Origin of the sequence: Streptomyces sp. NPDC058664, from assembly GCF_042716635.1 — a bacterium.
In the GTDB taxonomy this organism is placed as follows: domain Bacteria; phylum Actinomycetota; class Actinomycetes; order Streptomycetales; family Streptomycetaceae; genus Streptomyces.
Window position 1 is genome coordinate 19,167 of the sequence record NZ_JBHXRW010000055.1, and the last position, 11,624, is coordinate 30,790.

The following is an 11,624-nucleotide window of genomic DNA, read 5'->3' on the forward strand; positions in this document are numbered from 1 at the left end:
CACGATAGGGCCGCCCCACCCCCGGCGAAGCCGGAACGCCCAGCCGTCACACTGACCGGGCACCACTCGATCGCCAGTCCCACAGCGGCTTCGACCCGATGACCGGACGCGGCCTGGCCAAGGGGCACAGAGGGGGTCGGAGCAGGACTCGCCCGGCCAGGCGCCGGGCAGTAACGCCTTTGGGACACAAAGAGCATGGTGAAGGTGCTCAACGTTCCGGTCAGCGATGTCGCAGCCGATGGCCCGCCCGCCGCGCCGATGGAACGCTCTGGCGCGGGGTCCGTGGGCTGCGCGGGTTACGGGGCGGGGATGTAGTGGACGACCGTCTTCTCGCACGGGCCGTCGGCGTAGAAGTTGATGGCGTCGGTCTCCCTCTGGTCGGCGGCCAGACCCCAGCGGAGCTTGGTCGCGGTCCACTCGGCCAGGTAGCGGCAGGTGGCGTTCGGGGCCGACGAGGCCGGCCCGTCCGTAGGTACGGCGGGTCACCTGTGCTTCGGTGATGTCATGGGTGGTCAGGGTGGGGGTCGGTCACGGCTGGTGGCCGACGGCGTCCCCGCCGGGGTCGTCGACCAGCCCGATCGCCGTGGTGATTCGTTTGCCCACAGGCTCGCGGTGGACCGCGAAGTTCTGGCTGACTGCTATGACGATCTCCAGCCCGTGCTGGCCGATCCGGGTCGGATCGGGTGCCAGGATCGCCGGCGGTGTGGGGTTGCTGTCCCACACGCTCACCTCGACCGCACCGCCTCCGTTGACCTCCAGAGTCAGCAGGCACGGACCGGGCGCGTACTTGCGGGCGTTGGTCACCAGCTCGCTCACCACGAGCTGCACCGTGTCCATGACGCGCCCGGACACCGGCAGGCCGTAGACGGCCTGCACGTCAGTGAGAAAACTCCGGGCCAGGTCACGGGCGACGGCGATGTCCTCGCTGCCCTCGAACGCCCCCGACACGGAGAAGACATCCCCACGCAGCAACCGCCCGCGCTCGGCGCCCGCCATCTGTTCCATCAATCCGCCTCCGTGCATTCGACCGGCCGTCGTTTACCCCCGAATTTCCAGCACAAACCCGCCTCTCGCCGGTCTACCCGTCGACCCGCCCGCCCAACGCACACTCGCCAGGACTTCTGGGAGTCACACCGAAGCTTGGACCCACCAGGCGGGCGGGAAGAGGCGGTTGTGCCAAAAGCCACCTCGTCACCTACGTCGCGCGGTCGTCACTCATCCGCGTGCTGGAACTCCTCCAACGAAGGGCGCGCAGCCATCGCAGCCCCTGCCGGGCCACTACCGTGCTTGGTGGGAGGTCGGGTCGACTGGTCGTTGATCCGCCTCCCTGCCGCCCCCGCACCCAGTGATCCCCGGTGCAGGGGCGCCATGCGTTCCGCTCCTGGGCCCCTCGCGCTCCGGAAGCCGGTATCGGACGAAGTGGCGGGGGCGGGCACGAGGAGCACGGCGCAGCGCGGAGACCACCGAGGCGGGCGGCAGGGTCGGCGCCCGCCGAGGATGCCGATCACCGCCAGGACGTGCCCGAGAACCAGGACCACGTGCCCGAGGAACACCACCAGGACAAGGACCCGACCGACGCGCACAGGCGCCATCCGCCTTATCCGGGAAACGACACCACCCTTCACCGCCCGGGCGACACCTGCAGCAGGAACCGCCCCCTCAGACGGCACCACACCAGTGAAGACAGATGACGCCCAACAGTGAAAACCCGCGACGACCGTCAGCCTGAGTTCAGGCCCCGCCTGTTTGCTGATCCGGTCGAGCACTGCCGGGGTCGACTGGTTCGGCGGCGATCTGCGCAAGGGCGTCCTGGAGTCGGCGGACGGCGTCTTCCGCCTCTATGTATTCCTCAGGAGTCGCAAGGACCGTGCCGAAGGTGCCGCCCTGGTCGGCCGGCAGGGCACGCCAGCGCAGAACCGGTTCGAGCGCGTGGAGGGCACCGGAGAGAAACCAGGCCATGCGGCCGTGTGTGCGCGCGAGGGCGATGGCCAGGACGGCGAGGGTTTCCCGCAGGTGTGCGAGCCGGTCGATCTGCGGCAGCACCTCTTGGGCGTCTGCCGGGCGGATAACGTCACGCAGGCCGGTCCCGACCTCACCGGCGAGCGCGCGGTCACCCGGCTCGATCTCCCACACCCGGTCCCGGATCTGCTGCTCCGCTTCCTCGGCCAGCACCGCGACGATCCTTCGCATGTCCATACGCATCACTCTATTGAACGGATCCCACCGCTCGAATCCGGGGCATTGTACGAACGCCCCGGACTCGAGCGGACCGGGGAGCAGCGGGGGGGTGGGGGCGCCGGTCCCACGCCGGACACTGGTGCCGGACTGTTGGGGGCGGCCCCGATTCCCTGTGCGGTATCGGGGCCACGGAGCGGACTGGCCCGGCCTGGGCGCCCGGGCCAGTGCACGCGTCACCCGACCCAACATGCCTGCTCCGCCAAGGACACGCACCACGTCACCCTGTGCGCGGTGCTCCTCGCGTACACGGATGGCGCGGGTGACCGCGCCCATACCGGGCTGCCGACGAAGTGCACTGCTCCGAGCACGAAGTCTGCAGTGATCATTTCCCGATCCGCTGTCCAGCGGAGGGTGGAGCGGGGACTCTACGGCCAAACGACCTCACCGTCTCGAACCACCAAGGGCTCGAACCGGTCCGACTCGCAGAACCTGGTCCAGCCCAGGCGGACCGCACCGGTCGCCGACCGGTGCCGGTCATCGGCCCTGGTGGCCAACCAGCTGAGCAGCTCCCCAGTGCGGTCGAATTCATCAGGGTGGATCTCCTGCCGAGCAGTCAGGGCCCATGCCCCGCCCTCAGTGCGCAGCAGCACCGAGACGAGTGCGCCGTCCACCTTCCAGGCCTCGCCATGCCGGCCCAGCAGAGGCACAGGGTGGTCCTCTGTGAGGAACTCGCCGCAGTCGTCCTCCACCACGATCGGAAACGCGGTCACAATACGGAGAGTCTCCGGTTTGCCGCCCAGCCCGAGATGCCACCGAAGCTCTGTGACCTCTTCGTCCGACAGACTGTCCCGCAGGTTCAGGACGAGTGAGAGCTCAAAGATGTCAGCCATAGTGGCAAGCTACCGCCCGGGTATGACGATTCCACCGGCGATCCAGTCTTCTGAGCTTGTGCTTTATCTTCCGGCCTCGAATAGTGTCTCGAACTGGGTCGCTCACCTGGGGGTTCGGCAGACGTGGGGGCGGCCTTCGTCTGATCATGTGCTCCGACCAAGGTGCACGTGACCAAGACGAAGGCCGTGAGGTGAGTCTGCTGCCCGACGTGGTGCGGAGGGTAGCGTTCGCGGAAGCGTCACGCTTCCGGGGAGAGTTCTACGAGTGTCTGAGCGCTCGGCGCGACGAGTTGTTCGAGCTGGTGGACGCAGCGCTGTGTGCGGACGGTGCGGTGGAGTCCCTGGTGGACCTGACACTGCTGCCCGAGCACCGTCGTGGGCACGGAGCGATGCACGACGGCCTGAACAACGGCCGGGTTGAGGTCGACCGGCTGCGGACGGTGCTGGCCGGCCTGCCGCTGCCGCGGTTCGACGGTGGGCGTCTGGCCCTGGCGGTCGATGTTTCGCCGTGGCTTCGCTCGGATGCGCCGTGCTCGGCGGAGCGCTTGTTCTGCCACGTCTACGGCCGTGCGAAGACGGCGTCGCAGTTCATTCCGGGATGGCCCTACTCCTTCGTGGCTGTGCTGGAGCCGGGTGCCACGTCCTGGACCGCGATCCTGGACACGGTCCGGCTCGGCCCGGCGGACGACGCGACCGCGGTGACCGCCGCTCAGTTCCGAGGGGTCGTTGAACGGCTCATCGCCGCAGGCCAATGGCAAGCCGGGGACCCGCATATCGTGATCGTCAGCGATGCCGCACAACCCGTGTTCAGGATGCGGGGGCAAGGCCCGTCCCGTGCCACCCCGTACGACTGGTGCACTCGACCGCCTTCCACCGGTCGTCGATGAGCGGGAAGTCCCCGCCGTCACGCCGAACAGCTATGGCGGGGCGAAAGCGGGTAGGCGGGAGCCCAACGACGCCACGACAGACCTTGGAAAGTGATCCACCATGACCGATGACGCCTACCTCTTCCTCGCCGACACCGTCCCCGGTTCAGGCTGGCAGGGCACGCCCGTCTTCCTCACCGGAGAGCTGGAGTGCCTGCAGACACCGGCCGTGCGGGCCTGGCTCGATGCCCACGAGACCGACGCGACCTCTCCGGCGCTGTGCATCGTGCCGCCCGAACAGACCGGGATGATCCCCGACGGGGCCGAGCGGCTGCCGGTGCCGCTGACCGGGGAGGAGCTGGAGCGGGTGCGCCGGGCCGGCGCCACCGATCCGGTGGCGGTCGTCGAGGAGGAGTTGCTGTCCTACCGTGACAGCGAGGAGGGCCGCGACGCCCTGCTGCACAGGGCCCTGGCCGTCGGCGTACCAGCGCACCGCATCGTGGAACTGTCCGGGGTGGACCCCACGGCCCTGCCCACCGCACCTCGCGCCTGACCGATCCCGTTCTTGAACGGTCCCACCAGCGCCTCCTACCGCACGGACGCAGGGACGCAGGGACTGGGACATGTGAAGAGGGCAACCGCCCAGGGAAACCCCGGGCGGCCATCCCCCTTGCTATGCCGAGCGGGTCAGGCCGGCGTCGAGGAGGGTAGGACGGGTTGGTCGAAATAATGGTCCTTGATCTCCACGCCATACCGGCCGCCCCAGGCTTCCCGAAGCTGGCGACCGACCGCCTCGGCAACCGCGACACTGCAGTGCCTGCCTCTCTGGTACGCGGCCGTAAGTCGGACCAGACGGCCCGCCGGTATCTCATCGGCCAGGGCACACAGCTGTACGGCGGTCCAGTTGATCAGTGTCAGGGCGCCGGGGGTGGTCGAGACGTGCCCGTAGACCTTGGCGTCCAGACCGGTGACGCAGCGCATCCCGGGATCGTTGGCCGGCTTACGTAGGGCCCCCGCGCAGGTCGAGGCAGAGGCCGTCGGTGACCAGGGCTTGGGCGCCGTCGTGACGGAAACCGATCGAGCGGATGACAGCGGCGACGGGGTTGGCCCGTTCCAGGGCTGTGATCTGCATCCCTCGATCCTCACCCGGCTTCAGGGCAGCGGGAAGGAGTTGCCCGTTGTGGTGGTGAACCGTCAACGGCCAACAAGGCGGGGCCTACCGGCGTGCGGGCTGCAGAGACGGTGTCAGCCGTGGGCGAGGCCGACGGAGTTCCGCCTCTACACCGGTCCCGGCACCGCTGTCATGCTCGTCGAGGCCGACGCATGAGCCAAGCTCATCCCTCCTCTGTGGTGGCATGAGGGGTTTGAAAGTCGCCGGGGTGCGTATACGTCGTGTTGACACAGGCTTTATATCAGCAGGTAGGAGACGCATCATGAGCATCATCGCGTGGATTCTCATCGGCCTGATTGCCGGCTTCATCGCCAAGGCGATCATGCCGGGCAAAGACCCGGGCGGCGTCATCATCACGATCCTGATCGGCATCGCGGGCGGTCTGCTGGGTGGCTTCCTGGGCAAGGTCATATTCGGCGTCGATTCCATCGACGGTTTCTTCGACCTGTCCACCTGGATCGCGGCCGTCATCGGCTCCGTCATCCTGCTGGCCCTCTACCGCGTCGTCACCGGTAACCGACGACACGCCTGAGTGGCCTCTGCAAAATTGCACCACCGTGAAACGGCTCCCCCCTTTCCTTCCAGGGGCGGAGCCGTTCGCCGTATCCGAGCTACCTCTCTCCAAACGGCACGGGGGCGGACCAGACCGCCGCCCGCCGCCTCGCCGAGCGCGGCCTCATCCCCTCACACCCACCCCTCCCAACCGCGTGCGGCGATCACGGTCAGCCGGGCAGGGGGGCGAAGTGTACGTGGGCGGTGCCTTCGCCGGTCTGGAAGCCTGCGCGAGCTTCGCGTAGGTGGTGCTCGCGCAGGTACACCAGGGCGATGACCGCGCGTTGCGAGGGTCGCAGTTTGCAGCGGCGGTCGCCTTCACGGGTGACGATCAGCATCGTGACCCACTCCACGAGGGCGTGCGGCAGATCGAGTGCGGCAGAGTAGACGGCCAACGAGGCCTCTGGGCGCAGTGGTTGAGACGTCAGGCATCTCGAACCACTGCCGCTGCCGGTAGGACGGCGGTGTGGACATGGTGACCCCCATGGATCAGATACGGCAAGGGAAGGGTCGCAGTGACGACCATGCGCGGGTTACCGTCCGTGACGTACGGCCGATCAACCGCCTTGGCGTTCCCAACTGCGGTGTGTGGACACGGCGGTTGGCCCAAGTTCGGTGCGGGGGAAAGACGTAGGAGCCCGGGCGCCGGCGCCAGATGGGTGATGACTAGTTCCGCCGCGGCCAGGCGTAGCCGAGGGACTCGGCCAGCTCCCGGTCCCCGCCCTGGATGGGCCAGGCGCCCCGGACGCCGACCCTTCGGACCCGCGCGGAGCCCGAAGCGTGCGACCTCCCGGGAGGAACGGGAGCGAACCGTCAGGGCATCGTCCCGGATGGCCTACTCGTGGTCGGTGCAGAGGTGGACGGTCAGGGCCGCGCAGGCCCACTCCTCCCAGGCGTCAGGAGACCAACCCCGGTCGCGGACAAAGATCAGGTACAACTCCGGGCTGAGCAGCCCGTACAGCAGGTCGGCGGCACGGGCGGTGTCGACGCCGGGGCGGGCGTCGGGCTTGGAGGTCAGTGCCTTGGCCGCGGCGTGCTGGACGGTGTAGCGCGGGTCGGGGCCGGCGGGCCACTGCGCGGCGATCTCCGGGTCCGTGGCCGCGGCAGCCGCGATCAACGGCATGATCGGGGCGATACGGCCGAGGATGTCGCGTACACCCCGCACGTGGGCACGCAGTTGCCCGGCCGCGGTGGGCTCGGCGCACGCCGCGCGGAACCATTCGCGGTCCATCGTGGCGACCGGCTCGACGTCACCCGCGATGGACGTGTCGACGACGTCCTTGAACAGCGCGCGCTTGTTGCGGAAAACGAAGTAGACAGTCTGGACGGCCACACCCGCGTGATCCGCAACCTCCTGAAGGCTTGTCGCGCCATACCCCTGTGCGACGAACAGATCCCGCGCCGCCGCAACGATCTTCTCGCGGGTCCGCCGCGAGCGCTCGGCCCGCTTGTCGGGGCGCTTGACGTTCTGTCCGTCGAATCCCTTGACTGCATCCATGCCGAGAGTCTATCTCTAGAGGCAGACACTAGAGACGAACTCTAATTTCTCTGAGGAGTAGCGATGAGTGAGACTCGGACGGCTGCGGAGCTCGACCAAGAAGCGTCTGTGCGCAGCGTGTTGGAGGACTTCTACCGGGACGGAAAGCCGCCGTGGGACAGCGGCGTCACGCCGCCCGAGCTGGTGGCCCTCATAGAGGGGCCCGACGCGCCGAGGGCGGGCCGGGTGCTCGAACTCGGCTGTGGCACCGGGACCAACGCGGTCTACCTGGCCCAGCACGGCTGGCAGGTGACCGCCGTCGACCTGGTCGACCGCGCGGTCCGGCAGGCGAGGGAGAAGAGCGCCGCGGCCGGAGCGGACGTCACGGTGCTGTGCGCGGACGCCACCCGACTCGACGAGGTGGGCGTGCCCGGCCCATACGACCTGTTCTTCGACCTGAGCTGCTACTGCGGGATTCCACCGCACCGCCGCGACGCCTACGCCGCCGGCGTCACCAAACGTGCCGCCCCCGGTGCACGCTTGCTGATGTTCGGCTACGGGCCCGGGGCGTTCGACGACTCGTGGTCCGGCGTCACTGCGGACGAACTCAGCACCAGGTTCCCTGGGTGGCAGCTGACCGACGTGACGCCGGGCACGAACCCGGTCCCGACCTTCTGGTTCACGCTGTGCCGCGCCGCCGCACGAGTTGAGGCCGCAAAAGAAGCAGTGTGACTCCGATCATGTCGGATTGCACCTCTGGCCAGCGGGAACATAGCAACGCCGTCCGAGGCGGAAGCCGCGTCGGCAGGCATAGATGACCGGTTCCTAAACGAGCTCGTGGCCATGCCGTCTGTTGTCAGGCTGCGGCGATGCGGGTGAGGGCGGCTTGGAGCCGGCGGATCGCGGCTTCGCTGCCGTGTACTGCTGGAGGACCGGCGGGACGGCGCCGAAGGTGGGGGCCGTCTTCGGCGGCCATGGCGCGCCAGCGCAGATTGGCGTGAGGGCGGTGGCAGCTGCCCCGAGCAACCAGGCTGGGCGTCCGTGGACGTGGGCGATGGCAACAGCAGCGAACGAACGCTTCCCCCAAGTGTTCCAGCCGGTCAACCCCTGGGAGGGCCTGCTGGGAATGCGGGGTGCCCACGGCGGCGTGCAGGCGGGCGGCGGCCTTGAGCACGACGGCACGGTCAGCGGGCGTCACGGCCCACGCCTGATCCCGAATCAGCCGTCCGGCCTCCTCCACCAGTCCTTCGATATCCGACCACCATGTATCCGCGGCCGTCACGCACGCAGTCGGTGAGCGCGCTCACCGACTGGCGGACTGCCGGTGCGCTCACCGGCGCCGCTGGCCGGGGAGCGCACTTGCCCGTGTAGTCATGCCGTAGCGGTTGCCACCACGTCGTCCCAGGCCAGCGAGGCGATACGCCATCCTGCCGGAGTTCGAAGGAACTGGGTGGTCTTGTGGCCGGAGCCCTGGAACGACTCACCATGGTGGATGCCGGACTTGCGGTATCGGCTGAACCGGTGCGCTATCGATCCGAGGATCTCGGTACTTTCGGATACCTCCCATTCGGAGAACTCCGTCAGCGTCCCGTCCGTGAGCATCTTCTGCCGGGGCTCGATGAAGGCGTCGAGGTCGTAGATCACGGGCTTGCCCCCGACGTTCGAGATGATCCTGCCCTGGGGGATGAAGACGTCGCGGATGACGTCGAGATCAGGGCGTCTGCCGCCGGTGTTGGTAAACGCGCCGGCGAACACTGCCATCAGCCGATCGAGCTCGGCCTTGACACCGGCCTCGGGCGCTTCGGACGCCTCACCGGAGCAGGGCCATTCCTCGGAAAGGACCGACCAGACTTCGCTGTCGTGCCGCACACCGCGGTGGGCAGAGCGCCGCCGCAGCACTCCTTCACGGGTCATACCCAACCGCTGTGCGACGTCGACGCTGCGGGTGTTGCCCGCCGCGACCCACCATTCGACGCGGCTCATCCCCCGTGTACGGAAGGCCCAGTCGATCAACACCCGGCAGGCCCGGGTGACCAGACCCCGCCCCTCCCCCGCCCGTTCCAGCCAGCAGCCGATCTCGCAGACCCCGGAGGCACTGTCGAAGCGGGTGAACATCACCCCACCGACCAGTGTGCTGTCGAGCCAGATCCCGTAGATCCGGCCGGTGTCCAGGGCCGCACGGTCGGCATAGCGCTGGAGGGTGGCCGCAGCCGAGTCACCGTCGGTGCTCAACGACGCCCAGGGGATCCACGGATCCACGGTGCCCCGTGCGCGGTCCATATGAGCGAGGAACTCCTCGGCCTGCCAAGGCTCGAGAGAGCGGAGTTGAGCCCGGTCGCCGAGCGGCATGGTGAACATGGAAGCCTCACTCTCGGGTGCGTAACAAGCGTTCGGTACGTAAGCTAGCAGCATGCCGCCCGCCCCCGGAGATCGAGAAGCCCGCCGCCAGGACGTTTCCGAGGCGGTCTGGCGCGTCATGGCCGACAAGGGATTCGGTGGCCTGACCCTGCGTGCGGTCGCCGCCACCATGGACGTCTCGACCGGAATGCTCATGCACTACTTCCCGACGAAACGAGCCCTGATCCAACATGCCTTGGACCTGCTGGAGCACCGCACCGCGCAGAGGCCCCGCCGCGCTCGTCCCGGACCCGGCCTCGCGACCGTACGCGCCGCCCTCCTGGACATTCTGCCGCTGACCTCGGACGACACCGCCCGAAACCGCATCTGGGTCAGTTCCTGGGACCTCTCCCTCGCCGACGATGAACTGGCCAGGCAACAGGCCGACCGATACACCCGCCTCCGCTCGGCCATCAGCCCCCACTTCGAGGTCGCGCGCGACCTCGGCCAGCTGCCCGCGGACGTCGATCCGGAACAACTGTCGGCAGCCGCCGTCGCCTTCGCACATGGCCTCGTCGTGCAAGCCCTCTTCGACCCCGGCCGATTCCCTGAAGACGTACAGATCGCCATGCTCGACGACTTCCTCACTGCGATCGCAAGGCCACGGGTCGACAGCGACGGCAGCCGAGCCGCCCCGGATGCCTTTGAACGGCCCTGACGTGGGGCGGTCAGTTGAGTTGATCTTGAGCCAGGGCCAAGAGACTCTTCCGATCATTCCTCATGTCGACGCCACACGCCTCGCGTCCGGAACTCGGGGCCGGATGCGCGTCGCCCCACCGACGGCGAGGGCCGTCGGCGGCACCCTCAGGCTCTCAGGCCGCGTCCGTATCGCTCGATGCAGTGTCGTACGCCGGCCGCGGCGCCGGCACGGCCGAGGGCGGTGGGTCGGTGCGGAGCGCGCCCGCCGCCGCGGCGGCCACCGCGCAGAGCGCCACCGGCAGCAGCAGCGCGAGGTTCAGCGGTACGAAGTGGGTCAGCGGGCCGATCACGGCGGGTCCGGCCAGCATGCCGAGATAACCCAGCCCCGCGACCCGCGAGACATGGGCGCCGGCCGCGTCCTCCTCCATGTGGCCGACAGCACTGAAGAACTGCGGTACGCAGCCGGACAGCCCGAGCCCGAAGACCGCCCAGCCGACCAGCGCGGGCGCCACCCATGGGGACAGCGCGGCAACGGCCAGGCCGACGCCCGCGGCGCCGGCGCCGTAGCGAACGACGAACACCGGTCCGGTACGGGCGACGACTCGGTCGGTGAGCAGCCGGCCCACCGTCATGGCCGTCGCGAAGGCGCCGTAGGCGAAGGCCGCGGTGGCAGCGGGCGCCCCGAGCACGTCCTGTAGGTGCAGGACGCTCCAGTCGTTGGCGACGCCTTCGCAGAGCATGAGCAGCAGGGCCAGCACTGCCAGGGTCCACACCCGCCGTGGTGTCCGCCGCCGTCCGGCCGGGTGTGCGCCGCCGGCAGCAGTGTCCGTGCGCGTCGTAGCGGCCTTGGCCGCCGTAGCGTCGCCGCGCGCGCGGCTGTCGGCGCCGCTCGGCCGGCCGAGGAGAGCCGGAGTGGCAATGCAGGTGACCACGAGACCGGTCACGGCGACGGCGGTCATGGTCACCCGGAGGTCCCAGCCCCAGGTGATGAACCGCGCGCCGACCAGTGCTGCGAGAACACCGCCCAACGAGAACACCGCGTGGAACGCGGAGATGACCGGTCGGCCGTACCGGCGCTCCACCTGGACGGCGTGGGTGTTCATGCTGACGTCGAGACAGCCGTTGCCGAATCCCAGCAGGAACAGCGCGACCGCGAGGGTCGGCGCGTCGACGGCCAGTGCCGGCGGCACCAGGGCCGCACTGCACAGCGCGGCCCCCGCCGGTACGACCCGACGGGCACCGAGGCGGTCGGTGAGGCGGCCGCACCACTGCATCCCGGCGAACGCGCCACCGCCCAGCAACAGCAGGAGCCAGCCGAGCATGGCGTGGCTGATCCCCGTACGGGACTCGACCGCGGGAATGTGCACGATCCACATGCCCATCACGAAACCGTTCAAGGCGAAGAAGGCGAATGTGGCGAGCCGGGCGGCTCGTAGAGGTCCGTTCATGACATC

The 11,624-nt window shown here is 68.9% G+C and carries 12 protein-coding genes and 2 pseudogenes; 5 read left to right on the forward strand and 9 right to left on the reverse strand.

The window, feature by feature from the left end; translation table 11 throughout:
- Nucleotides 1-528: 528 nt before the first annotated feature.
- The 3 genes from ACFWUY_RS32255 to ACFWUY_RS32265 form a co-directional block, all read right to left on the reverse strand.
- On the reverse strand, nt 529-1,005 hold the full coding sequence (locus tag ACFWUY_RS32255; RefSeq protein WP_384118179.1) for an ATP-binding protein: 477 nt from the start codon (nt 1,003-1,005) through the stop codon (nt 529-531).
- 726 nt (nt 1,006-1,731) lie between these two features.
- Complete coding sequence (locus ACFWUY_RS32260; protein WP_384118181.1) at nt 1,732-2,196, reverse strand: hypothetical protein; 465 nt, start codon at nt 2,194-2,196, stop codon at nt 1,732-1,734.
- A gap of 407 nt (nt 2,197-2,603) precedes the next feature.
- Nucleotides 2,604-3,068 (reverse strand): hypothetical protein, encoded by a 465-nt coding sequence (locus ACFWUY_RS32265; RefSeq protein ID WP_384118183.1) that lies wholly within the window; start codon nt 3,066-3,068, stop codon nt 2,604-2,606.
- 191 nt (nt 3,069-3,259) lie between these two features.
- Here ACFWUY_RS32265 and ACFWUY_RS32270 point away from each other — a divergent pair.
- Together ACFWUY_RS32270 and ACFWUY_RS32275 are read left to right on the forward strand one after the other, a co-directional pair.
- Nucleotides 3,260-3,883, forward strand: a pseudogene (locus ACFWUY_RS32270) (transposase); the annotation flags it as partial.
- Nucleotides 3,884-4,055: 172 nt separating this feature from the next.
- On the forward strand, nt 4,056-4,487 hold the full coding sequence (locus ACFWUY_RS32275; protein ID WP_384118185.1) for a DUF6003 family protein: 432 nt from the start codon (nt 4,056-4,058) through the stop codon (nt 4,485-4,487).
- Nucleotides 4,488-4,621: 134 nt separating this feature from the next.
- Here ACFWUY_RS32275 and ACFWUY_RS32280 read toward each other — a convergent pair whose 3' ends face one another.
- Together ACFWUY_RS32280 and ACFWUY_RS32285 are read right to left on the reverse strand one after the other, a co-directional pair.
- Entirely contained in the window at nt 4,622-4,915 is a 294-nt protein-coding gene (locus tag ACFWUY_RS32280) for a hypothetical protein (RefSeq protein ID WP_384118187.1), read from the reverse strand.
- 19 nt (nt 4,916-4,934) lie between these two features.
- Nucleotides 4,935-5,066 carry a hypothetical protein gene (locus tag ACFWUY_RS32285; RefSeq protein ID WP_384118189.1) on the reverse strand — a complete coding sequence of 44 codons (132 nt, stop codon included), beginning with the start codon at nt 5,064-5,066 and terminating at the stop codon, nt 4,935-4,937.
- A gap of 301 nt (nt 5,067-5,367) precedes the next feature.
- Here ACFWUY_RS32285 and ACFWUY_RS32290 point away from each other — a divergent pair, with 301 nt between their 5' ends.
- Nucleotides 5,368-5,637 (forward strand): GlsB/YeaQ/YmgE family stress response membrane protein, encoded by a 270-nt coding sequence (locus ACFWUY_RS32290; RefSeq protein ID WP_384118191.1) that lies wholly within the window; start codon nt 5,368-5,370, stop codon nt 5,635-5,637.
- Between the two features lie 211 nt (nt 5,638-5,848).
- Here ACFWUY_RS32290 and ACFWUY_RS32295 read toward each other — a convergent pair.
- Nucleotides 5,849-5,995: pseudogene (locus tag ACFWUY_RS32295) on the reverse strand (IS5/IS1182 family transposase); the annotation flags it as partial.
- A 497-nt stretch (nt 5,996-6,492) separates the two neighbouring features.
- Nucleotides 6,493-7,155 carry a TetR/AcrR family transcriptional regulator gene (locus ACFWUY_RS32300; protein ID WP_384118193.1) on the reverse strand — a complete coding sequence of 221 codons (663 nt, stop codon included), beginning with the start codon at nt 7,153-7,155 and terminating at the stop codon, nt 6,493-6,495.
- A 108-nt stretch (nt 7,156-7,263) separates the two neighbouring features.
- On the opposite strand from ACFWUY_RS32300, the gene ACFWUY_RS32305 reads away from it, so the two are divergent.
- The gene (locus tag ACFWUY_RS32305) at nt 7,264-7,866 is read left to right on the forward strand and encodes a class I SAM-dependent methyltransferase (protein WP_384118195.1); all 603 of its coding nucleotides are present in this window, start codon (nt 7,264-7,266) and stop codon (nt 7,864-7,866) included.
- A 639-nt stretch (nt 7,867-8,505) separates the two neighbouring features.
- Here the strand turns inward: ACFWUY_RS32305 and ACFWUY_RS32310 are convergent.
- Nucleotides 8,506-9,492, reverse strand: coding sequence for a GNAT family N-acetyltransferase (locus ACFWUY_RS32310; protein WP_384118197.1), 987 nt, complete (start codon nt 9,490-9,492; stop codon nt 8,506-8,508).
- Between the two features lie 52 nt (nt 9,493-9,544).
- Here ACFWUY_RS32310 and ACFWUY_RS32315 point away from each other — a divergent pair, with 52 nt between their 5' ends.
- The gene (locus ACFWUY_RS32315) at nt 9,545-10,189 is read left to right on the forward strand and encodes a TetR/AcrR family transcriptional regulator (RefSeq protein WP_384118199.1); all 645 of its coding nucleotides are present in this window, start codon (nt 9,545-9,547) and stop codon (nt 10,187-10,189) included.
- 154 nt (nt 10,190-10,343) lie between these two features.
- Here ACFWUY_RS32315 and ACFWUY_RS32320 read toward each other — a convergent pair whose 3' ends face one another.
- A complete protein-coding gene (locus ACFWUY_RS32320) occupies nt 10,344-11,618 on the reverse strand; it encodes an MFS transporter (protein WP_384118201.1) in 1,275 nt (424 codons plus the stop codon).
- Nucleotides 11,619-11,624 lie beyond the last annotated feature (6 nt).